The organism is Bartonella sp. AA9NXGY (genome assembly GCF_042196845.1).
Classification (GTDB): Bacteria; Pseudomonadota; Alphaproteobacteria; order Rhizobiales; family Rhizobiaceae; genus Bartonella.
On record NZ_JBHIRB010000008.1, the window covers coordinates 88904 to 115270 of the forward strand.

Sequence of the window (26367 nt, forward strand, 5' to 3'; positions counted from 1 at the left end):
GTAATGAGGTAAGAGACACCCTATAAGATCAAGCAAATGGTTGGTGTTCGAGTAGTGGTAATCAGTTAAAGAGGTGATAATGCCCTGGACAAATCAAAATGGTGGTGGCCCGTGGAGTGGCGATAAAAACAGTGGTGACAAAAAAACACCAGCTAAGAATCTCTTTGGTTCTGGTGGCGGTAATGGTGGCGAAAATGGTCCTAATCTTAATGAAATTTTGCGCAAAGGGCAGGATCAATTTAAACAATTCGGGAGAAGCAGTTTTTCTGTTTTATTCCTTCTGCTTATTGTGTTTTTTTGGCTATACCAGTCAATTTATATTGTTCAGCAAAATGAACAAGCGGTAGAGTTGCGCTTTGGCATCCCTAAAGAAGGCATTATTGGTGATGGGTTGCATTTTCATTTTTGGCCAATTGAGACCTATATGAAAGTCCCTTTAACGGAAAAAACAATCGCGATTGGTGGGAAGCCCGGTCAGGCGCAACAAAGTGATGGTTTAATGCTTTCGAGTGATCAAAATATCGTTAATGTTAATTTTTCCGTTTATTATCGGATTTCATACCCTAGTCAGTTTTTATTCAATGTGAATGATCAAGAGGGAACTGTCCGCCAAGTTGCTGAGAGTGCAATGCGTGAGGTCATTGGTTCGCGGCCGGTTGATGATGTTTTACGTGACAAGAAAGAAGAAGTTGCTAATGACGTTAGAAAGATTATCCAGTTGACTGTGGATAAATATCAACTTGGTGTCGAAATAAGCCGTGTTTCTATCAGTGAAGCTGCTCCTCCGACAAAGGTTGCTGCTGCGTTTAATTCTGTTCAGCAGGCGGAGCAGGAACGTGGAAGAATGATTGAAGAGGGGAATCGTGTGCGTTTTACGAAAATTGGTTTAGCAAATGGTGAAGCTTCACGCACACGGGAAATCGCAAAAGGTGAAAAGGCACAAATGGTTGAAGAGGCAACAGGGCGTGCTGAACGTTTTCAGGCGATAGCTCGAGAGGCTGCGATTTCACCAGAAGCTGCTCGCTACCGTCTCTATATGGAGACGATGGGGCGGATTCTTTCTTCACCAAATAAGCTGGTTCTTGATCAGGCAAATTCTCCAGCGGTGCCTTATTTACCTTTGAATGAATTGTTGCGTAGCAAGTCATCGGAAAAAGTAAAGGCAACAGCAGCGCGTCCTGCGTTACTCTTAGATTCTCGTATTTCTGGAGGAGATTAATTATGCAGCAATCTCGCTTTTTGTTTGTTTTTAGTGCTATAGTGTTTGTTTTGATGATTTTGTGGATGTCCGTATTTATCGTCTATCCTCGTCAACAAGTAGCAATTAAGCGTTTTGGACAAATTGTTCAGGTAGAATCTAATCCTGGAATCTATTTCAAGGCGCCCTTTATCGATAAGATGATCATTGTTGATAATCGGTTATTGCGTTACGATGTTCCTACACAATCTGTACAGGTTCGTGGTGGTGCGTATTATGAGGTGGATGCGTTCTTTATTTACCGTATTACAGATCCTAAGTTGTTTTTACAGCGCATTGCTTCTGGGCGTCCACAAATTGCGGCACGTGAAAACCTTGCACCACGGTTTATTGACGCTTTGCGTGCTGTTTATGGTAAGCGAGAATTTAAAGCAGCCTTATCGGATGAACGAGGCGCGATGATGGCTGAAGTACAGAAGCAATTTTCTGTAGATGCAGGCTCGTTGGGTATTACCATTGTTGATGTGCGTATTCGTAAAACCGATTTGACTGATGCTGTTTCAGAAGATGTCTATCGGCAAATGGCAGCTGAACGTGAAGCTGCTGCGGAAAATATCCGGGCTCGTGGTCAGCAGGAGCGAGATCGTATTGTGGCAGAAGCTAATCGTGAATATGAAGAAATTGTAGCAGCTGCAAAGCGTGATGCTGAAATTACCCGTGGTGAAGGTCAAGCTGAAAGTATTCGTCTTTTATTGAATGCGAGGGAGGCTAATCCGTCTTTTTACGATTTTTGGTTGGCGATGGAACAATACAAGAATTTAGAGAAAACACCGATGGTGATTTCTCCAAATGAGGATTTCTTTTTCTATTTTCGTAATCCGCCGCAGGCAAATAAAGCATTCTTACCGACAATGAATACTGGCCTCAGTAAAACTGATCCAAAATCGGGAGAGAATAGATAAAATAATGGATTGCAGATACGAGATTTTGCATGAAAAGAATGATCTGTGACCATTTTCTTTTATGGTAAAAGTGGTAGAGAGTATCGAGCCGTGCTGGTTTTACGTAGATAAATTTAGTGGGGCTCTTTGCATCTTTGATTAAAGGCATGTCATGGATAGAAGTGTCGTGAGTAAAAATACGTTTTTAAAGTTTTTTATCACAAGAGTTGTTTTTTGTGTGACTTTGTTTCTATCAGGATCAGTGAGTTTGTCTTGGGGAGCCGAGACAAGCAAGGCATTGCTTTCTATTCCTGATTTAGCTTCTGAGCTTTTGGAAACAGTTGTGAATATTTCCACGGCGCAGACTGTTGAAGGAACAGAACAGGATGCAAACACCTCGGTACCCGTTATCCCAAAAGATTCATTGCTGGAGGAATATTTCAGTGATTTTTTTACACCCAAGGATGGTCAAAAAGATAGTCAATTTCAAAAGGTGCGTTCTTTAGGGTCTGGTTTTGTGATTGATGCGCAAAAAGGGATTATTGTTACAAATTATCATGTTATTGTAGATGCTGATGATATTGAAGTTAATTTTACGGATGGGACAAAACTAAAGGCAAAGCTTCTTGGAAAGGATAGCAAAACTGATTTGGCGTTGCTTCAAGTCGATGCAGGAAGTAAAAAATTAAAAGCTGTGCGTTTTGGTGACTCAGAAAAAGCACGTATTGGTGACTGGGTTATGGCTATTGGTAATCCTTATGGTTTTGGTGGAAGTGTGACGGTTGGTATTATTTCTGCACGTAACCGTGATCTTAATGCTGGTCCCTATGATAATTTTATTCAAACAGATGCAGCAATTAATCGGGGAAATTCTGGTGGGCCGTTATTTGATAGAAATGGTGAAGTCATTGGCATTAATACAGCAATTGTTTCACCTTCGGGAGGATCTATCGGTATTGGATTTGCTATTCCATCGGATATGGCTCTTTCTGTTATTAATCAATTGCGTGATTTTGGAGAAATAAGGCGTGGTTGGTTGGCTATTCGTATTCAGCCGGTAACAGAGGATATTGCAAAAAGTTTAAAATTGGATAATGCTGTGGGAGCATTGGTGGCTGGTAAAATAGAACAGACGGAAGAAAATAATGTAGATAATAGCCAGTTACAAACTGGAGATGTTATTCTTTCCTTTGGTAATTCCAAAATTAAGCATGCACGTGATTTGCCGCGTTTAGTTGCAGAAAGTTCAGAAGGAAAAGTGGTGGACGTTACTATTTTACGCAATGGGCAAGAAGCAACAGTAAAAGTTAAGCTTGGACGTTTGATTGAAACAGATCCAAATGAAGATACAGAAGAAGTTGATGATAAAAAAAATCAAGATCTGTCGAAAAACGTGACAATGCAATTTATGGGAATGACGTTATCTGAACTGACAGAGGATTTGCGTCATCGTTATTCAATTTCAGATAAACTTCGAGGACTAGTGGTGACATCTGTTGCACAAAATAGTGCAGCGGATAAAAAGCGTATTCGCGTTGGTGAAGTGATTGTTGATATCAATCAGAGTTCTATCACAACAATTGATGAGGCTAAAAAACGTATTCATAAATTACGTGAAGCTGGACGCAAAAATGCTCTATTTATTGTAGCGTGTCCAGATGGAGAGTTACGGTTCGTAACGCTCCTAATGGATTGATCCTTAAAAAATTATTTTTTGTTTTTTATCAGCCTTAGTGTGTGGGATATTTTGCAAGTCAGCCATGTGATGTCCAATATTTCTCAAGCTCATTTCACGATAGAGAGTATGGGGTGTGCAATATAAAATCCATTGGAAATCATTATATCTTTATGCTGAATATCAAAGTATAAATTGGTGTCATCATAGTATTTTTCAGTTCTCAATATTGTAACAGCCTAGACTTTGAAATGCTGCATAAGAGATATTGGTACACCTTTCTTAAGTCCATTTTTATCTCTGCTTGTGATGCGCAAGTAAATGGTATTGATATGATACTTTATGAGGCTCTTATTATAAACCGGCGTAGCATGCTATTTTTATAGGAAAAAATAAAGCTATTTGATTGTATAGATTAAACTTAGTATTATTTTCATAAATGATGACAAAGAGTATATTTTTAATGGCCTTAACGGACAGAATTATTATAGCTGTGGTTTGTTATTGAATTATGATAGCAAAAAATGCTTGGAAATTCCTTTGGTGTTGTTATTAAGTCCATTTTTTCTTTTTTATAAGTTTCATAAGGGGCTTTGTCTTAAGGGGAATTTGTGTTCGTATTTTTTGTTTGAAGTATTTACTCTATGATAATGGAGAGAAAATACAGGAAGACTTTAGGGGTGTCTGCATGTTGTAATAAATTATTGATTGGGAGAAATTGCTATTCATGGCACAGAGAACAGTTACATTAATAGCGGGGCCAACGGCAAGTGGGAAGTCAGAACTTGCCTTGCAAATGGCTCAAGAAAAAAATGCTCTCATTATTAATACTGATTCAATGCAGGTTTATGATGTTTTAAATATTTTAACGGCACGGCCGAGGGAGGCTGATACCGCGATTGTTCCCCATTATCTTTATGGTCATGTGAGTCCTATTTTGAATTATTCAGTAGGGCAATGGTTGTGTGATGTCGAGAGGCTATTGGCTACTTTTTCTTTAAGATCAGTTATTTTTGTTGGTGGAACAGGACTTTATTTTCGTGCTCTTTTAGAGGGGATTTCGGAAATCCCTCATGTTCCAGATGTTGTGCGGCAGAAGTGGCGTTTGCTGCTTGATAAAGAGGGACCTGAAAGTCTTTATCGCCAGTTGTTGCAGATTGATGCTGTTGTTGCTGAAAAAATTTCTTCGCACGATAGACAGCGTATTGTCCGTGCTTTGGAAGTTTATGATGCAACCGGTAAGACGCTCAGTTGGTGGCAGAAACAAAAAACAACACCTCTCATTGCGCCAAATTTGACCGAAAAAATTCTTCTCATGCCACCACGTTCTCTGCTTTATGAACGTATTCATAAACGCTTGGATTCTATGATTGAAAGAGGAGCTTTAGAAGAAGTGGTGGCTATGAAAAAACTTAAACTTTCCCCTTCTTTACCGGCAATGAAGGCTATTGGTATACCTGAATTTATGGCTTATTTGGATGGATATAGAAGCTTTGAGAATGCTCTTGAAGCGGTAAAAATACAAACGAGGAGATATGCAAAAAGACAAATGACATGGTTTCGTAATCAATTTGATGAAGAATGGATGCTTACTTTTTGATAAAAGAATTAGAGCTTTGCAAAGAAACTTATCGAAAGATAAAATATAATTCGTGAAAAAGAAATTTTTTAGAAAATATAATTTTTTATTGACGAATGGTATCAATGGAATTAGAAATCTCTCTACAAGGAATTTTTTATATATTTTATACGTTGGAATAATGGGGGTAATCATACAGTATGTGTTGTGTAATGGGCTCCTTTGGGGGCTTTTTTTATGGGCTCCGTTAGGGGCTTTTTTATTGTCCTATAAAGTAGGTGAGTGGGAAAAATGAGAAATGATCCAAGAAAGCAAGAGAGTGCAGATGGAAAAATAATGTCGGGCGCTGAAATAGTGGTTCAAGCTCTTATAGATCAAGGCGTTGAACATATTTTTGGTTATCCTGGTGGGGCTGTTTTGCCTATTTTTGATGTTCTTTATCACCAAGATACACTCCAGCATATTTTAGTGCGCCATGAACAAGCCGCAGGGCATGCAGCTGAAGGCTATGCACGCAGCACAGGGAAGGTAGGGGTTATGCTTGTGACGTCTGGTCCAGGGGCAACGAATGCTGTTACACCTTTGCAAGATGCTCTTATGGATTCGATACCTCTTATTTGTTTTTCTGGGCAGGTGTCAACAACGGTGATTGGAACAAATGCTTTTCAAGAGGCTGATACAGTTGGAATTACAAAGCCTTGTACGAAGCGTAATTGGCTGGTTAAAAATGTCAATGATCTTGCGGCTATTATTCATGAAGCTTTTTTTCTTGCTCAATCAGGTCGTCCTGGGCCGGTTTTGATTGATATTCCTAAGGATGTTCAATTTGCTTCAGGATTTTATAGAGCACCTCAAGTTCAGGAGTCTTTACATTCTTTTCCATCGTTGAAAGGGAATACTAAGGCTATTGAATCTGCCGTTTCTCTTTTAGTTGAGGCAAAACGCCCTATTATTTATTCTGGTGGTGGTGTTATTTCATCGGGGATGAAAGCTATACAGCTTTTACGTAATTTGGTTCAATTGGGGGATTTTCCGATTACTTCAACATTAATGGGACTTGGTGCTTATCCTGCTTCCGGTAAAAATTGGCTTGGAATGCTTGGAATGCATGGAACCTATGAGGCTAATATGGCCATGCATGATTGTGATGTCATGTTAGCTGTTGGAGCACGATTTGATGATCGTATCACCGGGCGCCTTGATGCATTTGCACCTCATGCGCGTATTATTCATATTGATATTGACCCTTCTTCTATCAATAAAATTGTAAAAGCAGAAGTTCCAATTATTGGTGATGTGGCTTGTGTTTTAGGAGATATGACGCAACTCTTAAAGATACAGCAACCAGCGTTTAACAGTGAAGTCCGTGAGGCGTGGTGGACGCAAATTAACCGTTGGAAAGCTCGTAATTCATTGGCATATGCGGAGAAAAAAGATGTCATTATGCCGCAATATGCTCTTGAACGACTTTATGCTTTTACCAAAGATGTCTGTCCTTATATTACAACAGATGTTGGACAACACCAGATGTGGGCAGCGCAGTATTATCACTTTGATGAACCAAAACACTGGATGACTTCTGGTGGTCTTGGAACGATGGGATATGGTTTACCTGCTGCTATAGGTGTTCAAATAGCGCATCCTGATGCGCTTGTTGTGTGTATTTCTGGTGATGCCTCCATTCAGATGAATATTCAAGAGCTTGCAACAGCTATTCAGCATGACACACCGGTGAAAATTTTCATTTTAAATAATCAGTATATGGGAATGGTCCGCCAGTGGCAGCAATTGCTGCATGGTAATCGTCTTTCTCATTCTTATACGGAATCTATGCCTGACTTTGTGAAATTGGCACAAGCTTATGGAGCCGTGGGAATTCATTGTTCAAAACCCGATGAACTTGATGATAAAATTCAGCAGATGATTGACTGTGATAAGCCTGTTCTTTTTGATTGTCGTGTTTATCATTTAGAAAACTGTTTTCCTATGATCCCATCGGGATGTGCTCATAATGAGATGTTATTACCCGATGAGGCAAGCGAAGAAGCTATTGCAAATGCTATTTCTTCCGAGGGAAAGATTCTTGTATAAAATGAATATGTTAACAAAATGGTGAAGGATGGTGATGATGAAGTCTTTGGAGTCTTCATCTCTGTCACTTCTTTGTGGAGAGTTCCTATTATCCTTAGAGCTCATTTTATGATTTTCATTCTTTGTTTAAAGACATGGGGTGTATTATTATTTGTTCATCTAAAAAATGTTATAAGTCGTGTGCACAATTATGTTTGAATTTATTTGTACGCGATGTTTGTTTTTTTAATTCATATGTTCACATTAATAGCTATTTCGTTGCATTTTTTAGATAATACATTGAATTATCTGTTATAAATTAATTATGTTGTCTCATATATGAATGATTTCATCGTGCAAGAAAAAAAGCCACAGTGCTTGAAGGGTGCAACCATGCAAGCCGTCATACTTGTGAAAACAATAGAAAAGTTTGTTACTATGTTTTGGTTTTGCATTATGAAATTACTCCAAATAGCTCTTTCAGGGGCTTGATAGGAAAATCCCCTAGCGGTTTGAAAGGAAGGGAAAAAATAACAAAAATCAAATGCAGCCATAGAAAACCAATAGGTCACCATAGCTTATAATCAGGTATGATTATGCGGGAGAAACCTATACATATGAGATGTATCGTCAATATATAAACCAGAATAATACTCAACATCATATCATTATCAGGATATTAACATTGAAAATTAAATACTCTTTCTTTTATTTGTTCTATATATCTATGATTCCATAAATCTGCAGACACAAACACTCTTTGAATCCACCGCATTGGATTTTCATAACTATCAAATGATCCAAAAAATTTATCTCTAGAGTGTAGGGTCATTCTGTTATCAATGTATAATAATCTTTCTGGTTGTACATCAATTCCAAAAGATACAGCCTTAATAGCTTCATAAAAATGATCTGAAGCTTTCTTGGCTTTTTTGACTGTGGCTCTAACATGCCTGGATAAAAAACAGCGCTGATATCTGGGAATTCACCGTCCCCTTGAACTAGGGGCACTTTACTTGTAGAGGTTACCCCATTTTTTCTCCATCTATAGGGAACATTAATTATATATAAATTATCCCTTAAGCTCCTCAAATCCTCCTCACTTAAAAGTTTTAAGGCTAGACGTGCATCAGATATTCTCGTTAACGGGCCATCAACACCATTGCGAATACCAGATAAAAGTATCACCTTTAGGAGATAAATTTAAATCCGTTATAAATTTTAGTGCAGCATTTTCATATGAAAATCTAACTCAACTTCAGATCCTAATCCTGTATAATCTTTTTTATTATCCTCTAAAGGAACTAGGTTATTTACTATATGTTCGCCTTCAAACTTAATTGAATAAGGCTCTCCGATCAATAAAGAAAACATTATAATTAAATTTTCGCTAATATAGCCACTTTTACAAGACACATCTAAATTGTAAGGATTAGGTGACATAATTAATTTGTTTATCAACAGGAAGGTTTTCAAAGATTAAATATGGTCTAGGGGTAATAGACACCTTTTGGTTCATAAGAATTGTCAATATTCTATGGGGTAGCAGCGAAAATGCTATTTTTTTAACTCAACCGAATATTCAATACCACCGTATGGATCATAAATAACATGGTCTAAAGCCTCTCAAAGTTTGTCTCTTTCGACATTGCTCAACTAAAAAGTATTTTCCATTTATCATTATAATTTCCCCAATTATATTTCCCTACTTTTTTATTAAAAAAGTGAAAAAACAATAATTAAAATCAGCTATGTTAGTAAATAAGTGTCTGTAAAATCTTGGATTAATCCAAATAATGGTGGAGTAGTAATAATTGCGATTTGATTTACAGATATTGCTAAACCCAGAGAAAACACAACGCTTTCTTTCGGTTTAAGAGTCTACAATATAAGCAGCTCAAGGGCCATACCATTCCATTCCCAAAAAACTAACCAAGCAGATAAAATAGTTAAATAAATTATGGATCCACTCATGCTCAAAATTAATATTAAAAATCCAAAAACGATTGCAATCATGCAAAACAAGACAGGAAAAAATCGTCCTTTTCTACAATGATCACTCCACGCTGCTAAAATAATTCTTCCTAAGGCACCAGAAGCCTGTGAAACAAAAAATAAATAAGCACTTTTATCTAGAGACAGGTGATAGATTCTATAAAAATAAATCGTTATAAAAATGGTTAAAACATATTAAATGATCACAAGTGAAACGTTTGAAAAAATATTATTCTTCATATGCGGCGCAGCCACATCGCAAGACGTGACCTTACATTTGCATAGAACGAAACTTTTGCCTTGCTTTCTGGAACGATAGTGATAACTTTTGCTGGTGAGTGATAAAAATAATAAAGATACATCCACCTAAAAAAGAAACTATGGTACCGACCAAAAACGCACCTTGTATGCCATAGACAAGGGCACTCGCAGGAATAACTATACCCAGCTAATGCCCTCTACCTAATGGTAGCCCCGCCTGCCTTATTCCCATTGCAAATCCGCGTTGCGATTGTGAAAACCATGAAGAAACGGATTTAGCACTACCGAGTTGAGCAGAATTATAAATCCCCCTACAATTAGCAAACAAACCAAAAGGGAAATATAGTTATCTGCGATTGCTTCCAACAAAAGAGCGACAGAAACGCCGATCGCGCCAACTCAAATAATATAGTGCTCGTTAAACTTGTCTAGTAATTCACCAGCTACAAGTAATCCAATAATAGGTAGGAACTGCGCTGCTGAAGATAGTAAACCTATCTGAGAATCACTAAGCGAGAAATCCTTCTTAAAAAATTCAGCTAAAGGACCAATCCCTTGAACAAAGAAGCAGGCTGATGCTTGAGCGATAGTGGCAACAAGCAATATAATACATCTATAATAATTCTTTTCTATAAATTTATTATTGCTCACTCCGCCCCCCTCCAATTAAATTGTATTCCAATGAAGTAGCCTTTTTAATAATGCTTGCAACAATAAATTAGGTATTTTATGCTGATTACATAAAAATCTGTCAATACAATTGGTATTAATATGAAAGCTAAGGAATATGCTTCATTTAAGGAAATAAGCTATTATGTGTCGTGCAAATTTGATACGCTAGCGATATAAGATAAATTTTACAAACATTGGCTCAGCCGGCATTAAGTGCTCTTTATAAAAGACGCTATATTTTGGCAAGCTTTTTCAATATAATTCTCAAAGCTTTCTTCAGTCACATAGCCCAGATGCGGTGTGCAAAGAACTCTATCTGATTGCAATAATTTGCTCTCATATACTGGCTCGCTGTCATAAACATCCAGTGCAAAGTAAATTGAATTTTCCAAACTTAGTATTTTTTCTATCGCCCCTTTTTCAACCAAAGCTGAACGCGCTGTGTTGACAAAAATAGCATGAGGTTTCATGCTCAATAGATCATCTAATTTTATGATTTCTCTGGTTTTATCGCTTAAACGTAAATGGACGGATATAACGTCAGGACGTGTAAAAAATTCATCTTTTGAATGCGTAAAATGATAACCTAAATTTTTTGCTTCTTGCGTTGAACGCTCGCTCCCATAAACCAAAATGGACATGCCAAAAGCTTGAGCATATTGAGCAACCATTTTACCAATACGGCCAAACCCGAATATTCCAAGAGTAGCCCCTTTCATTTGGTTGCCAAATGTTGTTTGCCATCGTCCTTTTTTCATATCAGATACAGATTTACAGAGTTTTCTACGCGCAGACATAATTAAGAGCCACGCAAATTCAGCAGCAGAAGTTGGATCTCCACCACCGTCTAATATTTCAATTCCTAAGTCTCTACAAGCTTCTATATCAATATGTGAACCTATAGGGCCTGTTTGGCAGATTAATTTTAAATTTGGCAGTTTCAGGAGAAGATTTCTATCAACTATAGTCCGCTCTCTGATTAAGATCAGAATATCTATCTCTTTGAGCCTATCTTCTAAATCATATTCTTTAGCTAAATTATTTATAACCAGCACTTCATGCGATTTCATTAATTTTGTAATAGACTGTAATGGTAGAGTGGCTTTTTGATAGTCATCTGGAATTAATATTTTCAATTTAAACCTTCCGTTTCATTCATCAATATTTGAGCTCATTATTTCATTTCTAAAACAACCAAAAAGCAATCTCATCGCTGATATTTTGATATAACACCAAGCCTATTAACAAATTATACCCCTTGATTTATTGTTATTTCTAGCAAATAAGAATAGCATTAATCAGTTAGTTTTTATAAACTTTAAAACATTGCGACAAAAAGAAAAAGTTTAACTCAGTCGATGGAGAATTGCGCTTTTCTCATATTCTAGAGGACGAACCTGAAGTGCTACGCTGGACTGAAGCCATGTCCCAGTTTTCTATAATAGACTACCAAGAAGGCCATACTTACGAACCATATTTTATTGTTGAAACAGAAAAAGCTACATATTTGTGCGAGATAAAGCGTGCTTCATATAAGTGTGATGTCTCTCTTTATTCGTTGAGATATCACTTATTTGTAGCATGAAGAGTAAATTTATTAAAATCATGATGAGAGGGAGATAGGAACTTTATAGGTGTATCATCATAGGATTAAGTCGTTTTGTTGAGAGCTATTTTTATTTCAGCTAAAAGGTTTTTGAGATATTTAATTATTATTTCGTAATAGTGGATGTACTTTATTTTTATGTGCAAGAAAGCTGATTGATTGTGTAAAATAGCGTTCAAAAATTACATTATTTTTATCCTGTTAAGGACATTTTTTCTAGTGAGGGTTTTGCAATTGCAATACTCTTTTTCTCATTCTAAATTTTGGTTAGAAAAAGCGTATATAGGTGTTATTTTAAATTTAAGATATGCATCTTCCATTGTTGGTGTTACTGTTGTAAAAAATGATGTTTTATTTGATACGCATAAGGTGTTACCAAGAAGATCGATGTATAGATAAAATTTAGATTGTTACAATATCTTGAAAAAACAATGGGTAAATAATTGATAATTGTGCTACGAAAGTTGTTAGATGGGCGTGTGTCAGCAATTCTTAATAAAAAAATTTTTCTTGATAGTTGGTTTTTTTCAAAATACTGCTCTTTTTATGCAAATCTTATGTTGGTAAGCTATGCAGTTTTCACGGGAACAGGATAATGCATTGAAGGCTGTTGCCGCGTGGTTGAAGGAAGGGCGTTCTCCTCTTTTTCGCCTTTTTGGCTATGCGGGGACGGGTAAGACGACGCTTGCGCGCTATTTTGCAGAGACAGTTGATGGTTCTGTTCAATTTGCTGCTTTTACAGGGAAGGCGGCGCAGGTTTTGCGTTCTAAAGGTGCAAGCAATGCTTGTACGATTCATTCGCTAATTTATTGTCCACGTGGTGAAGAGGAAGTTTCCGATGAAATAACAGGAAAAAAATCTATTGCTCCAACATTTACGTTAAATCGAAGAAGTGCTGCTGCACAAGCTAAACTCATTATTGTTGATGAGTGCTCGATGGTAGATGAAAAATTGGCCCGTGATTTAATGAGTTTTCGAACGCCAATTCTTGTTCTTGGTGATCCAGGTCAATTGCCTCCTATATCAGGTGGAGGCTTTTTTTCTAATGGAGAACCAGATTTTCTTCTTTCAGAAATTCATCGGCAAGCGCGAGATAATCCGATTATACGTCTTGCTATGGATGTACGTGAAGGACGCGATATTGCTTATGGTGACTATGGAGAAGCGCGCGTTGTGACACGTAAAGAGGTCAATCAACAATTGGTTTTGGATGCTGATCAGGTCTTGGTAGGGGTTAATCGTACACGCCACCTTTATAATCAGCGTTTGCGTGTGTTAAAGGGATTTACAGCAGATTATCCACAAGCGGGAGATAAGCTGGTGTGTTTGCGAAATGATCCGATTAAAGGTTTGTTGAATGGCTCCTTATGGAAGGTGATGACTTCACAGAAGGAGACCGTTAAACCAAGTATTAATCTTCTTGTGAAACCAGAAGAAAGTGAGCGTGGGGTAGCAAAGATTAAACTTTTAAAAGCAGCGTTTGAAAACCCTGATCAAGAAATTTCATGGCAATTAAAAAAGCGATATGATGATTTTGATTATGGGTATGCATTAACGGTTCATAAGGCGCAAGGTTCTCAATGGAATAATGTCGTTTTGTTTGATGAAAGTTTTGCATTTCGTGATATGTATGCGCGCTGGCTTTATACGGGAATTACCCGCGCAGCAGAACGTTTAACGATTGTTCGATAGAAAAAAGATGTGTATATCATCTAAGTTTCAGATGGAAAATGCCTTTTTTCTATCTTGTTACACACTATAAAAAAATGGAAATGGGCATGGCGGTAAAACTTTCGGTTAATCTTAATGCTGTTGCTGTTTTGCGTAATCGACGTAATCTTCCGTGGCCAAGTATAACGAATATTGGGCATATAGCGCTTGCTGCTGGAGCAGCAGGTTTGACGGTTCATCCGCGCCCTGATGAAAGGCATATTCGTTTTGCGGATTTACCAGATATATACTGTTTAATAAAGAACACTTTTCCTACTGCTGAGTTTAATATTGAAGGTTATCCCAGTGATCAATTTTTGGATATCGCTAAAAACTATGCGGATCAGATTACCCTTGTTCCTGATGATCCAGATCAGTCAACGTCTGATCATGGTTGGAATTTTTCTCATGATGCAGAATTTTTAGCACCTATTATTCAGAATTTAAAAAACAGAAAGATTCGTGTATCCCTTTTTGCTAATCCTACTGTCGATGGTCTTGATATTGCTAAAGCAATGGGCGCTGATCGTGTGGAATTTTACACGGGACCTTACGGTGGTGCATTTCAGGATAAAACAAAACAAGATCAAGAGCTCAATAAACTTGTTTTAGCAGCAAGAAGAGCAAAAGAATTGCAGTTAGGTATAAACGCAGGGCATGATCTGACACTTATGAATCTTCCTGCTCTTGTCAAAAATATTCCTTGGCTTGATGAAGTTTCTATTGGCCATGGGCTCATTGCTGATGCATTAGAGTATGGAATACATGAGACTGTTCAGCGTTTTATCCGGTTATTATCGTAATCTTTTTCTCTCTATAAAAATTGGAAAAGAAATTTTTATAGAGGTTTGCCAATTTATCTTAAAAAACAATTTTATATATGTTGATATAAATAGCACTATTATCGTGCATTATAAATATTCTATTGTTCCTCTATTTATTGGTTGCTTTCTATCTTTTGTTTTTGAGTGCATGCGATGTTTTTTATTTGTACTATCCATTATGAGGAAGTTTTAAAATCTTCTTATTATAATTTCTTTGAATGGAGAAGAAGTAGGGTTTTGAAAGTATTTCCCTTATAAAAGGAGTGCGTAGGATTTTAATGGATTAATACACAAATTTTCTTGATATTTGAGCTCATTTTTGGGTTATCTGTAAATAGTATAACGTAAAATCTCCTTATGAATAAGCTTAATGCAATAGGAGCTGTTAAATAGAATGATGATATCGACTTGTAGCTTTATGAAGTAAAGAGAGTGATGTGCAATAAATCTTACACTATTATAGGGAATTCTTGAAAAGGGCTTGAGCATATTAAAATTTTTTTATAAGGCGCCATAAATGGATAACATAATAGCCGTATGGGGGCTTCTTCGTGTGAGAGGCGTGGATATTAAAAGAACGTAAAAAGTAAAAACATCCTCTCTATTATTCTAAAGATATTGTTGTATATGCTTTTGAAGGTTGTATTAAAACAATACTTGTTATTTTGTAATTTTTCTTGCTATCCGTATTGATTTGGTTCATGTTAAAGATTGTATGTTGTATCTTAATTTTTAGAATATAGCGTTGTTGCACGATAAAAGAGTAGAATATTAGCTAAATTTTCTTTAGAAATCTTATTTTGTGTAATTATTGTTTTTGTAGAATAGCAGTTGAAGTTTATTTGGGGATCCGTATATGTTTTAGGAATGTTTGGGGACTACAGTTTTTTCTATGCAATATGTAAACTTTAAAATTATTCAATTGCTGTGTTCTTATAAGCGGTTTTTTTTTGTCTTTATAAGTGTGTGATGCACTGTAGATAATGTTTCTTATTGAATAAAAATAATTTGAAATCCAGTTTAAATAGAGAAAGAAGGAATTTTTTATGCGTGTTTATTATGATCGTGATGCGGATGTTAATCTCATTAAAGGGAAAAAAGTAGCCATTGTTGGTTATGGTTCTCAAGGGCGTGCGCACGCTTTAAACTTGAAAGATTCTGGTGTTAAAAATGTGCAAATAGCTTTGCGTTCAGGGTCGGAAACAGTTAAAAAAGCCATGGCTGATGGTTTTGAAGTGGTGAGTGTTGCTGAAGCAGCAAAATGGGCAGATCTCATCATGATGGCAACACCAGATGAATTGCAAGCTGATATTTATAAGGAACATATTCATGATCATTTACACGATGGGGCAGCGATTGCTTTTGCGCATGGTTTGAGCATTCATTTTGGCTTGATTGAACCTAAAAAAAACGTTGATATTGTGATGATTGCTCCTAAAGGTCCAGGGCATACAGTTCGTCATGAATACCAACGGGGTTGTGGTGTTCCTTGCTTAATAGCGGTGGCGCAAGATGCTTCAGGGCATGCACATAATGTAGCATTATCTTATGCATGTGGACTTGGTGGTGGACGTGCTGGGGTGATTGAAACAACATTTAAAGAAGAGTGCGAAACTGATCTTTTTGGTGAACAAGCGGTTCTTTGTGGTGGTCTTGTTGAATTGATTCGAGCAGGTTATGAAACATTAACACAAGCAGGTTATGCGCCGGAAATGGCTTATTTTGAGTGTTTGCATGAGGTTAAACTGATTGTTGATCTCATGTATGAAGGGGGCATTGCAAATATGAATTATTCGATTTCTAATACAGCTGAATGGGGTGAATATATGTCTGGTCCACGTGTGATTACGGATGAAACCAGAGCAGAAATGAAACGTATATTGAAAGATATTCAAACGGGTAAATTTACATCGAATTGGATTCAAGAATATAAAGCTGGTGCTGCTCATTTTAAAAGTATGCGGCGTTTAAATGATAATCATCCTATTGAAGAAGTTGGTAAAAAACTTCGTTCTATGATGCCTTGGATAAAATCGAATGCTTTGGTTGATAAAGAGCGTAATTGAAGATTCTACAGAGATATTTTGTCAATAGCTTTTATAATTTTATAGATAAATATCAAAAAAAGGGTAACTTTAGTTACCCTTTTTTATATGTTTTTGGAAACATAAGCTTTATTTTTTAATTTTTTGCATAATTCTTTTTCCCAAAAAGAAAGTATACAATTCCTAAAAATATGAACCATGCTGGAGTGTATTTTAAAGCTATGGCAGTGTCAGCTTCTAATGACAATAAATAGATAATGAATGCAAAGAAAACAAGAAGCGCCCAACACATAACAACACCTCCTGGCATTTTATAAGGAGAGACAGTATGCTGGAGAGGACGATTGCGGCGATAGACGATATAGCTGATCAAAATGATAGACCATACAAATATAAACAAAGTTGCGGCAATTGTCGTAACAATTGTAAAAGCAGCTATGAGTGTTTGAGATAACGATACAACGGCATAACCAAATAAGATGCATATACATGAAAAGAATAATGCGTTGGCTGGAACGTGGTTACGAGAAAGTTTTCCTAAAAATTTAGGAGCACCTTTTTGTGTTGCTAGCCCATATATCATACGGCTGGTAGAAAAAATTCCACTATTTGCTGAAGATGCGGCAGCTGTGAGGACAACAAAGTTCATCAAACCTGCAGCAGTTGGGATACCAATAAGTGCATACATTGTTACAAATGGGCTTTTTTCTGGACTGATTTGATCCCACGGCGTCACAGACATAATCACAAGAAGAGAGAATATATAAAAGAATACAATGCGGATTGGTATTGAATTAACAGCCTGTGGTAAAGCTTTTTGAGGCTCTTTTACTTCAGCAGCAGCTGTTCCAGCGAGTTCAATGCCAACAAAAGCAAAAATAACAATTTGAAATCCAGCAAAAAAGCCTGTAATTCCTCGCGGAAAAATATTCCCACCGTTCCATATATGGCTAAGAGAAGCAACCGTACCGTTTGGAGAGACAAAACCGGTAAAGATCATATAAAATCCTACAACGATTAGGACTAGAATTGCTACGATTTTGATAAAACCAAACCAAAACTCAAGTTCGCCAAATAGTTTTACGGCGACGAGGTTAAGAATTAAAAAGGACATAAGACCAATTATAACAGGAATCCACGGATTGAGCTCAGGCCACCAAAAGTGTGTATAAGTGACAATAGCAATAATTTCAGCAGTTCCAGTGACAATCCAACACAACCAATATGTCCAGCCGATAAAGAATCCGGCACATGGCCCTAGAAGATCGGTTGAGAAGTCAATAAAAGATCGGTATTGTGTATTAGAAAGCAATAACTCTCCCATAGCACGCATGACAAAGTATAGAGCACAACCAATAATTGCATAAACGAGTAGAATTGAGGGGCCTGCTACACTGATTGTTTTTCCTGATCCCATGAAGAGACCTGTTCCAATCGCTCCACCAAGGGCTATAAGTTGTATGTGTCGGTTATGTAGTCCACGTTGCAATTTCTTCTTAGGTTTTTTTTCTAAATTTTGTTTGTTCATTTTTGGGGAGTTCTCCTTAGTTATTTTTAAATAAAAATTACCCTAAAAAAGGTAATTCCTTCTATCGGAACACGCTATGGTTAAGGAGTAAAGGAATTTTTTTCTATGACTATATGTGAATAAAGCAAAAACATTATTAATTAATGGAATAATTATTTTATATATAAGAAAAAAAAGATAAATTGTATTATATTTTTTTGATTTTTTATGTTTTATACATAATTAATATATATAATATAATTTATATTATATATTATTATATGTATATAAATAATAATTTATATTTTATGTATATTTATTTATAGTAAATTTTTATATAAATATATTTATATTTAAAATTATTTATTTATAGATATTGTTATCTATATAAAAATATAAATAAAATTGTAAATTTATTAAATATAAAACTTTGTATATAAATAAAATAAGTTTAAATAGTTAAACTATTATTTAAAATATTAAAAAATATATTTAAAATTTACATTTAAGTATTAATATTTAAAATTTATTACAAATAGAAAAATATTTTCATAGAATCTTTTTTTATTGCAGATAGCTATTAAGATATATTCTGTTTAGAGCTATATTTTTAATTTTGATAAAAAATTGAATATAAATTTTTTGGGGGGAAAGTTTTAGATAAATCTCATGTTTTATTAGTAAACAATGTCAGTGAAGTTTATAGAGAATTTTTTACAGAATAGCTCGTTTCTTATCCTATTGTGCAGTAAAATACTGTTGTGTAGAGTAGTGATATAAAGCATATAACGTTTTACGCATTAAGTATTTTTAGAATGGGTGGTGAGTGTTCAGGGCAGGGCTAGCCCATAGAGCCTTATGTAGGTGAACCATATAAATGATCAGCAGCATTCCCCCTTAATAAGCCGGTTTGTTTACAAACCGGTGCCGGTAGGAGTCGTCGTTTTTTGATGTTTGGGGAGGAGGTTAAGTAGAAAAAGGGTAACTAAAATTACCCTTTTTTGAGATGTTTTTATGTATAGACTTTATTTGTTACCTTGAGTTATTTTTTTCTTTACAAACATAAAATACATTATACCTAAGAAAACAAACCAGAATATACTATATTTTAAGGCTAGTAGAGTATCAGCTTCTAATGTCAACAAATAGAGCATGAAAACAAAGAAAACTAAAATTATCCCACACATGATAACACCTCCTGGCATTTTATAAATGGATTCAGCGTGTAGATGAGGGCGATTGCGACGATACACAATATAGCTAATCAAAATTACAGACCATACGAATAAAAATGCAATAGCTGAAATGCTTGTCACAATTGTAAAAGCACTTATGAGGCTTGGAGAGAGTGAGGCAATTGTATACCCTATTAAAATACATAAACAGGAAAAGAATAGAGCATTGGCTGGAACATGGTATCTGGAAAGTTTACCTAAAATTGGAGGGGCACCTTTTTGTGTTGCAAGTCCATATATCATACGGCTGGTAGAAAAAATACCACTATTTGCTGAAGAGGCAGCTGAGGTAATAACGACAAAGTTTACCAAGCCAGCAGCTATCGGAATGCCTGCAAGCCAAAACATCGAGACAAAGGGGCTTTTATCTGGAACAATTTGATCCCAAGGTGTGACAGACATAATTACAGCGAGAGAAAAAATGTAAAAGAGTACAATACGGACCGGTATTGCATTAATTGCTTTGGGGAGCACTTTTTTAGGTTCTTTTACTTCAGCAGCGGTTGTTCCAGCAATTTCTATACCAACAAAAGAAAAAATAGCAATTTGAAATCCAGCAAAAAAACCTGTCATTCCTCGCGGAAAGATATTTCCATCGTTCCATACGTGATTGAGAGAAGCAACCGTACCATTGGGAGAGGTAAAGCCCGTAACGATCATATAAAATCCCACAACAATTAATGCTAAAATTGCGACGACTTTGATAAGACCAAACCAGAATTCAAGTTCACCGAATAGTTTTACGGCAAAGAGGTTAAAGATTAAAAAGACACTAATGCAGGTAAAAACGGTAAACCATGGATTGAGTGTTGGCCACCAAAAGTTCATATAAGTGATGATGGCAATAATGTCAGCAGCTCCAGTTACAACCCAGCTCAACCAATAGCTCCAGCCAACAAAGAAAGCGATTCCCGGTCCTAGCATATCGGTTGAAAAATCAATAAGAGATCGGTATTGTGAATTAGAAAGCAACAATTCTCCCATAGCACGCATGACAAAGTATAGAGCAAAACCGATAATAGCATAAACGAGTATGATGGAAGGACCTGCTACACTAATTGTTTTTCCTGCCCCCATGAAGAGACCTGTTCCAATAGCACCACCAATGGCTATAAGTTGTACATGTCGGTTGTGTAGTCCACGCTGTAACTTATTCTGAGAATTATCTTTTAAATTTTGTTTGTAGCTCATTTTTTGGGGGTTCCCTTTAATTATTTTGAGATTAAATTACACTAAAAAAGCATTATTTTGTATCGAAGCATGATATAAATGAGGTGTAAAGGAAAAAAACGTTTTTTATGATTTTGTGTGGATAAAGAAAAGAATATGTTTTAGGAATATGGTTTTGAAAAAAGAGAATGTTTTCCTCTTAAATAACGTAACAGATATTTGAATGGGGAGCTTTTTATTGTTATGAATAACAAATTAATTGTTCATTAAAAGACGTGGGGCTTTTAAAATTATTTCAGAAAGTTGTCAGGAGTTTTTATAATTTTTTGAAACTTATTATTTGTAATCAGTGCATTATTTATTATTATTCATAATGGTGAGAGTTTACTTTTTGCTCAAATAGCACTCGAGAGTTCTCATCTTAGTTTAAGAAACAATTTTTAATGGAAAATTAAAATGATTTTTAAATCATTTTTTTGTTTGTATGGTGCTATCATAAATCAAAAAGTTACTTTTGTTTCATAAGCGAAAAGAGGAATATCATAGCTTATTTTTTTTAAAGTGATGAATAAGGATTTTGTTTAGATATTGGTAACATTTTATAAAATATTGCGAGAAACTCACATTGTTTACACAAACGTCCTTGAGAGTATGATAAAGAAATGCAACGTAATTCAGTTATATAAAGAAAAAAAGAACTGGGGATTGTATAAGCTCTGTTAGAGATTGAGCTATTCATAGTGAGAGACAGAATCAGGAAAAGATTGCTCTATTAACTTTACAATTTGTTATCAAAGATAAAACTATCCAAAGAAAATGAAAAAAGAAAACAGAGATAAAACTGTTCCTGTCGCAATGTTAATCGAGCCTTTTACCCGCTGCTTTTTTAAGGCGGTACTGGCAAATGATATAAAAATGGTCATTAAAGTAAACCATGCAAAGATGTTGAAAGAATGTATTGTGACAAGTTCAAAACCTTTTTTAATGCTACCTCCAGAAGCTAAGAATTTTGGAAAAGCTGCTATATAAAATATAGATACTTTGGGGTTTAGTATTTGTGTCAGAAAACCGTCCATATAGCTGGTTAAAAGCTTTGTTTCACTCGTAGCATGCTTTTCATTCGTTGAACTTCTTTCTTTTGAATTTAAGCTGTGTATTCCAGATTTAATTGATTTAAAGCCCATGTATAATAAATAGCTGCCACCCATGAGTTTTACTAAAAAAAACAGCGTTTTGTTGTTGAGAATGAGCGCTGATACACCTAGGTGTGGAAAATGCCCCATGCACATATGTTGCTGTACACAATCCTAAAACGTTTACAAATGCGTTCTTTCTTCCCAATCTCGTTGCATTATCGATGATAAGGGCCATATTCGGCTCCGGTGAGATGACTAAAAAAAATGAAACAATGAAAAAGGTCAGTATTTGATGATTCATTTTACTTTTAGCTCTGAAATTAATTGATTTTCGAGATACAATTCTATTCTGTCAAACTGAGAAAGTTTTCCTACACCCTGTGGAGTACCTGTGTATATGAGATCACCACGTCTTAGCTGAATGTAGTGACTTAAAAATGAGATTATCTTCTCAAAGTTAAAGATCATATTTTTCGTATTGCCAACTTGTCTTGTTTCGCCATTTAACTTCATTGCAAAGGTTATTGGGTTGTTTATTTTTTCCTTGTTTATGAAGTCAGAGACGTATGCGGCGCCTTTAAATCCTTTCGATAAAAGCCAAGGAAGCTTTTTTTCTTTCAGTTTTGTTTGCAAATCCCGCGCTGTGAGATCAAGACCTATTGCTACGGCATCATAGCATTCTTCTGCTTCTTCCTCCATGATCATGAAAGCGTCCTTTGAGATTTTGAGTACAATTTCGGTTTCAAAATGTATTTCTTTGGAAAAATTAGGGAGATAAATTTCATTGCCTAAAACGAGTGAACTTTTTGGCTTGCTAAAGATAACGGGTTCATCTTCAACAACATTACCTAGTTCATGAACATGTTCAACATAATTGTATCCAACACAGTAGATGTCATTTATCATAGGGCGCCCTCCAAATTTTTCATTTTCTCTTTGTATAGGCAAGAGAGAACTTTGCAAACAACATTTTTTCTTATATCGCGTTGTGCGGTTTCTGAAAAAGAAGCATTATGTGGGTTGATGATTAACCATGATGACAGTTCTTCGCATTATCCTCTTTTGAAGAGTGCCCAATCTTATAGTCTTTGAGATTATTTTAATTTTGATTGCCAATTTCCCGAAATTACTTTATTATTTAAAGAGTGATTTTGCTCGTCTACGCAGCGATCAGTAGGGGTTGAAAGCCCTAAAGTTCGATCATAAATGAGCCCACTCTGTGGGTGTCTCGGAATTATGGGATATTTTTCTATGTCTAGGTGCGGTGAGCACTAAAAGCAAAAAATCTGACTCGAACTCAGTACTTTCAGGCTCTCGGAATACTAATGCGAGGGTGCTCGCACCCAGCGGGGGACTTGAAAGTGAAAAGCAAAAAGCCACATTTTAACGACATTTCTATAGGCAAAAAATCGCTTTCAAAAAAAATGCTGGGAATGTCGTAAAAGCAATTAGGGCACCAATTAGGGATAACTTTTCAACAAATCCAAAAGTATGAGAAAGTCTGTGATGGTTAAAAAGAAGCAGACCGTGGCAAACTTATTATGGCATTTGGAACGGAGAAGATTTTTACCAGCTTTAAGATAGCACAACAAATATCCGGAACTGGAGAGCGTGTTTTGTTTCTCGTGCCTTTTCTGGCTTTGATGTCATAAACAATAAGAGAATGGACACGCTATACAGAAGTGCCGTTTCGTTCCTTTGCGGTGTATTCTGATACATAAGTTGGCAAGCGTCGAAAAACAAAGATGCTGTTGTCGAACTTGATGTTTCAGATATTGCTCTATCAGCTACCAACGGATGTTCAAAAGCTTTGAAAAAAACAAATAAAGTCTTAGCGAATGCAATGACCGTGGTGTTTGCTACTTACCAATTAATCCAAGTGATTGCGGATGCGCAAAAGAAATACGGTTTACCAGAATTTGATCTGATCATTCGTGAAGCAGCACAGGCTAAGGCAGTAAGGTAGAACCTTTGGTTGTAGAAGCCAAGGAAGTAGCTGAGACTGCGAAGACAACAGCGGAAGAAGCGATGAATGTTGCGGAGCAAGCAAAAGAAGAAGCTGATACGACGAAGCAAGGGCTTGGAGAGGTCAAGAGTTCATTAGACACGGTGACAGCAACAACAAATTCTGCGAATATAGCCGCCTCTGAGGCAAAAGTGTTAGCGGAAGAAGCGAAGAGTGCATTGATAGAAGTTCAAGAGAAGGCACAGAGGAACAGTGACAGTCTTTCTGAGCTTCAAAGTAAGGTAGGTTCTCTTGCCACTAGTTATTTAGAGGATGTGCGTTTTCATCAACCTGACAGAATTCTGGAAGTCGATTCGAAAAATAGAAAAGGTCTTGTGATCAATGAAGGGGCATGTTTTCGCTTTTATCATGGTGGAGAGAATGGGGATAGGTCCATCTTTTACAGCGTTCCAGGGCGTGGAAGGATGACTTTTGACGAAGATCTTGAAGCAGGAAAGGATTATTATATATATCTCATCTTAAAAGATCAGACGAATGAGCTATGCTTTGAGCTTTCGCAAAATCCGACGGCTCCTGATGGCTATACAAAGGATAATTCTGAAAAGATCGGTGGATTTCATACGCTATGTGCGGATGTTGGTGAGATTGAAGGTCATCTCTTATCGGGTTACCAAGCGGGGGATGTTTTGCCCAATTCTGTTTGGTGTTTAAATCACTGTCCGAGGACTGATCCAGAGGGAATGGTTTACGATCCGTGGAAGAATATTTGGGTTGATATTTATCTTCAATCAGGGACAGATGCAAATGTAAAGTTGGCATATGGTGTTCCGATTACGACCAATCGTAGCTATGCGGATCATGCATTTGATTTTTGGTCTGTTAATAAGAGATTTTTGACGAGTGATGAGTTTTCGCCATGCATGTATGGAAGTAATCAAGCAACCAGTATTGTCGGCAATCAAGCGCCTTCTCTTAAGACGTCTGGAGGACACGTTGATACAAACAATAGACGGATGATTTCGCATATCGGTTGTGAGGATGGTTGCGGTTATGTTTGGCAATATTTGTCTGGTTGTTATCCAGTGACTAAATGGCATACAGGGGAGCAAGGAAGCAGTTTACGTGTAGACATAAATGTTATGTTGGAAGGAGGCGATTGGACTGGTGGCTCTAACAATGATCATCTTGTACGGAATTTTGCGCATTCTCGTTATGTAGAAGATGAAAAAATAGGCGCCCGTGGATGTAGCGAGCCACTTTATTATAATTAACGCGAGATTGATTAGAACATCATTTTATCCAGCCCCACTTTTGTGGGGCTTTTTTTATGGAGCGTCAGATGAGAAAGATATCGAAAGAAGGATAGGCACTTCATCTTGAAGTTTTAAAATCAAAGCTTTTTCTACTAAACTCATGATGTCAACCAGAGCAGTACAATCTTATCACTCATATTTTCATGTCTAGAAAATTGAGATAATGCCATCCATAAATCGCATAAGAAGTTAGAATCTACCTTCATTGCACACCTCCGTGGACTTGTTCTCTCAAACATGCCGCCAATCCTTTAGGTGTGATTTTTGTTGAAGGCAGCACCTTTTCTGTTCCATCCGATTTTTGAATGGTGATGGCAGAACAGTCCATGAATCCTTTGTTGATTTTATCCTGATTAAGGTAACAATGGACCACGTCGATACACCCAATCATTTTTACGTAAGTAATCTATTAAATCCTTTGGTCTTATCTCCAACATCTTCGCGGCTTCAATCAAACCAAACAAACCATCAGAGCGTTTTAAGCCTTCTAAAGCTTTTGCTTTTGGTGCTAATTCTGAAATAACATGGTTTTTCTGCTTAATTTGATTTTGTAGATGATTTAAGGCGCCAAGTAATACCTCGGGTTTGGAGTAATCAATTTGTGGAATAGCTACTTGTCTTTCCAACTCTTTCCAACGGTCAATTATCTTTGCTCGTAAGGCAGTGCTGTAACTAGAAACAAGAATTAAGCATTCACGCTTTGGCAGGTTATAACAGGGCGGCTTTCACTTTTGTTATCAAGGTAGTGCCCACCAAAATCAACCTCCTCAAATTTGAGGGCGTTAAGTTCTTCAAGCGTTTTCTTGATGTCACGCATAATATTGTCATGCCTTTTGCCACATAATTCAGTAATTTTAATAATGGTATTCATAAAGAATTCTTAGATGTTAGACGTTCCTTAATGACATTCTAAAAGAGTGCTGGGCACTAAGAAACACGGCATCTAGTCCGTCGTTACGCCTTTCCCCGAAGGGTATTGTATAGCATAACTACACCCGACAAAGTTATTATATGCGCCTAACATACAATGAGTCAAAGCCTTCAATGTACGGAAAACGATTGTATCGGCAATCCATCCGCTTATGGTTTTAAGGTGTTTTCAGGCACCTGATTCGAAGATACCTATTACTGTAGAATTGTCAAGTAATAAAAATTACTTTTTGCTAAGAAAACGTTTCACATACTGTACAGTGTACATATTGAAATTGTTATCTATCAATGAGTTAAGTGTACAATGTACAGTTGATTTGAAAATTCTGTCGCTAGCGATAGTTCGCGCTGTCCTGCCCCGCAAAGAAGCCAACCCGCTGGGAAGTACCTTTTGAATTGATTTTATTGATTTTTTATGAAAAAAACAAAGCATAAGTGATAATCTGTTTTTAAAATCGCAATAAGAATATGTAATGCCTAAACTCATAAGGATATGGAATATATAGATAAAGCTTGAGAACATGATCTAGCCTT

Annotated in this window: 17 protein-coding genes and 2 pseudogenes; 10 read left to right on the forward strand and 9 right to left on the reverse strand. The window is 36.4% G+C overall.

What is annotated here, in order from left to right; genetic code table 11:
* Window positions 1-79 precede the first annotated feature (79 nt).
* From hflK to ACFIM6_RS05640, 5 genes are all read left to right on the forward strand, one after another.
* Entirely contained in the window at window positions 80-1219 is a 1140-nt protein-coding gene (gene hflK / locus ACFIM6_RS05620; protein WP_375612019.1) for an FtsH protease activity modulator HflK, read from the forward strand.
* Between the two features lie 2 nt (window positions 1220-1221).
* Entirely contained in the window at window positions 1222-2160 is a 939-nt protein-coding gene (gene hflC, locus ACFIM6_RS05625) for a protease modulator HflC (RefSeq protein WP_375606990.1), read from the forward strand.
* Between the two features lie 151 nt (window positions 2161-2311).
* Complete coding sequence (locus ACFIM6_RS05630; protein ID WP_375612020.1) at window positions 2312-3835, forward strand: Do family serine endopeptidase; 1524 nt, start codon at window positions 2312-2314, stop codon at window positions 3833-3835.
* Window positions 3836-4541: 706 nt separating this feature from the next.
* Window positions 4542-5414 (forward strand): tRNA (adenosine(37)-N6)-dimethylallyltransferase MiaA, encoded by an 873-nt coding sequence (miaA, locus tag ACFIM6_RS05635; RefSeq protein WP_375612021.1) that lies wholly within the window; start codon window positions 4542-4544, stop codon window positions 5412-5414.
* A 270-nt stretch (window positions 5415-5684) separates the two neighbouring features.
* Window positions 5685-7484, forward strand: a complete 1800-nt coding sequence (locus tag ACFIM6_RS05640; RefSeq protein ID WP_375612022.1) for an acetolactate synthase 3 large subunit — start codon at window positions 5685-5687, stop codon at window positions 7482-7484.
* 1200 nt (window positions 7485-8684) lie between these two features.
* Here ACFIM6_RS05640 and ACFIM6_RS05645 read toward each other — a convergent pair.
* The 3 genes from ACFIM6_RS05645 to ACFIM6_RS05655 form a co-directional block, all read right to left on the reverse strand.
* Window positions 8685-8906, reverse strand: coding sequence for a hypothetical protein (locus ACFIM6_RS05645; protein WP_375612023.1), 222 nt, complete (start codon window positions 8904-8906; stop codon window positions 8685-8687).
* 1212 nt (window positions 8907-10118) lie between these two features.
* A complete protein-coding gene (locus tag ACFIM6_RS05650) occupies window positions 10119-10370 on the reverse strand; it encodes a hypothetical protein (RefSeq protein WP_375612024.1) in 252 nt (83 codons plus the stop codon).
* A gap of 230 nt (window positions 10371-10600) precedes the next feature.
* The gene (locus ACFIM6_RS05655) at window positions 10601-11527 is read right to left on the reverse strand and encodes a D-2-hydroxyacid dehydrogenase family protein (protein ID WP_375612025.1); all 927 of its coding nucleotides are present in this window, start codon (window positions 11525-11527) and stop codon (window positions 10601-10603) included.
* Window positions 11528-12567: 1040 nt separating this feature from the next.
* Here ACFIM6_RS05655 and ACFIM6_RS05660 point away from each other — a divergent pair.
* The 3 genes from ACFIM6_RS05660 (at window position 12568) to ilvC (ending at window position 16597) form a co-directional block, all read left to right on the forward strand.
* A complete protein-coding gene (locus ACFIM6_RS05660) occupies window positions 12568-13689 on the forward strand; it encodes an ATP-dependent RecD-like DNA helicase (RefSeq protein WP_375612026.1) in 1122 nt (373 codons plus the stop codon).
* A gap of 86 nt (window positions 13690-13775) precedes the next feature.
* Window positions 13776-14510: a pyridoxine 5'-phosphate synthase gene (locus ACFIM6_RS05665; protein WP_375612027.1), complete on the forward strand. Its 735-nt coding sequence runs from the start codon at window positions 13776-13778 to the stop codon at window positions 14508-14510.
* Window positions 14511-15577: 1067 nt separating this feature from the next.
* On the forward strand, window positions 15578-16597 hold the full coding sequence (gene ilvC / locus ACFIM6_RS05670) for a ketol-acid reductoisomerase (protein ID WP_375612028.1): 1020 nt from the start codon (window positions 15578-15580) through the stop codon (window positions 16595-16597).
* A 115-nt stretch (window positions 16598-16712) separates the two neighbouring features.
* Here ilvC and ACFIM6_RS05675 read toward each other — a convergent pair whose 3' ends face one another.
* The 4 genes from ACFIM6_RS05675 to ACFIM6_RS05690 form a co-directional block, all read right to left on the reverse strand.
* Window positions 16713-18104 (reverse strand): amino acid permease, encoded by a 1392-nt coding sequence (locus ACFIM6_RS05675; protein ID WP_375612029.1) that lies wholly within the window; start codon window positions 18102-18104, stop codon window positions 16713-16715.
* Between the two features lie 1004 nt (window positions 18105-19108).
* Window positions 19109-20509 (reverse strand): amino acid permease, encoded by a 1401-nt coding sequence (locus ACFIM6_RS05680; RefSeq protein ID WP_375612030.1) that lies wholly within the window; start codon window positions 20507-20509, stop codon window positions 19109-19111.
* A gap of 782 nt (window positions 20510-21291) precedes the next feature.
* Entirely contained in the window at window positions 21292-21771 is a 480-nt protein-coding gene (locus ACFIM6_RS05685; protein ID WP_375612031.1) for a LysE family translocator, read from the reverse strand.
* A gap of 150 nt (window positions 21772-21921) precedes the next feature.
* Window positions 21922-22530 carry a fumarylacetoacetate hydrolase family protein gene (locus ACFIM6_RS05690; protein WP_375612032.1) on the reverse strand — a complete coding sequence of 203 codons (609 nt, stop codon included), beginning with the start codon at window positions 22528-22530 and terminating at the stop codon, window positions 21922-21924.
* A gap of 608 nt (window positions 22531-23138) precedes the next feature.
* On the opposite strand from ACFIM6_RS05690, the pseudogene ACFIM6_RS05695 reads away from it, so the two are divergent.
* Window positions 23139-23569, forward strand: a pseudogene (locus ACFIM6_RS05695) (DEAD/DEAH box helicase family protein); the annotation flags it as partial.
* A gap of 26 nt (window positions 23570-23595) precedes the next feature.
* Window positions 23596-24861 carry a hypothetical protein gene (locus ACFIM6_RS05700; RefSeq protein WP_375612033.1) on the forward strand — a complete coding sequence of 422 codons (1266 nt, stop codon included), beginning with the start codon at window positions 23596-23598 and terminating at the stop codon, window positions 24859-24861.
* Between the two features lie 244 nt (window positions 24862-25105).
* On the opposite strand, the pseudogene ACFIM6_RS05705 reads toward ACFIM6_RS05700, so the two are convergent.
* Together ACFIM6_RS05705 and ACFIM6_RS05710 are read right to left on the reverse strand one after the other, a co-directional pair.
* A pseudogene (locus ACFIM6_RS05705) lies at window positions 25106-25535 on the reverse strand (phage antirepressor KilAC domain-containing protein); the annotation flags it as partial.
* Window positions 25536-25588: 53 nt separating this feature from the next.
* Window positions 25589-25774: a hypothetical protein gene (locus tag ACFIM6_RS05710; RefSeq protein WP_375612034.1), complete on the reverse strand. Its 186-nt coding sequence runs from the start codon at window positions 25772-25774 to the stop codon at window positions 25589-25591.
* Window positions 25775-26367 lie beyond the last annotated feature (593 nt).

Coding starts and splice junctions, on each gene's coding strand:
- ACFIM6_RS05640 (WP_375612022.1), top strand. CDS start 5,685: ATGAGAAATGATCCAAGAAAGCAAGAGAGTGCAGATGGAAAAATAATG.
- ACFIM6_RS05690 (WP_375612032.1), bottom strand. CDS start 22,530: ATGATAAATGACATCTACTGTGTTGGATACAATTATGTTGAACATGTT.
- ACFIM6_RS05630 (WP_375612020.1), top strand. CDS start 2,312: ATGGATAGAAGTGTCGTGAGTAAAAATACGTTTTTAAAGTTTTTTATC.
- hflK (WP_375612019.1), top strand. CDS start 80: ATGCCCTGGACAAATCAAAATGGTGGTGGCCCGTGGAGTGGCGATAAA.
- ACFIM6_RS05675 (WP_375612029.1), bottom strand. CDS start 18,104: ATGAACAAACAAAATTTAGAAAAAAAACCTAAGAAGAAATTGCAACGT.
- ACFIM6_RS05665 (WP_375612027.1), top strand. CDS start 13,776: ATGGCGGTAAAACTTTCGGTTAATCTTAATGCTGTTGCTGTTTTGCGT.
- ACFIM6_RS05710 (WP_375612034.1), bottom strand. CDS start 25,774: ATGAATACCATTATTAAAATTACTGAATTATGTGGCAAAAGGCATGAC.
- ilvC (WP_375612028.1), top strand. CDS start 15,578: ATGCGTGTTTATTATGATCGTGATGCGGATGTTAATCTCATTAAAGGG.
- hflC (WP_375606990.1), top strand. CDS start 1,222: ATGCAGCAATCTCGCTTTTTGTTTGTTTTTAGTGCTATAGTGTTTGTT.
- ACFIM6_RS05680 (WP_375612030.1), bottom strand. CDS start 20,509: ATGAGCTACAAACAAAATTTAAAAGATAATTCTCAGAATAAGTTACAG.
- ACFIM6_RS05685 (WP_375612031.1), bottom strand. CDS start 21,771: ATGGGGCATTTTCCACACCTAGGTGTATCAGCGCTCATTCTCAACAAC.
- miaA (WP_375612021.1), top strand. CDS start 4,542: ATGGCACAGAGAACAGTTACATTAATAGCGGGGCCAACGGCAAGTGGG.
- ACFIM6_RS05660 (WP_375612026.1), top strand. CDS start 12,568: ATGCAGTTTTCACGGGAACAGGATAATGCATTGAAGGCTGTTGCCGCG.
- ACFIM6_RS05645 (WP_375612023.1), bottom strand. CDS start 8,906: ATGTCACCTAATCCTTACAATTTAGATGTGTCTTGTAAAAGTGGCTAT.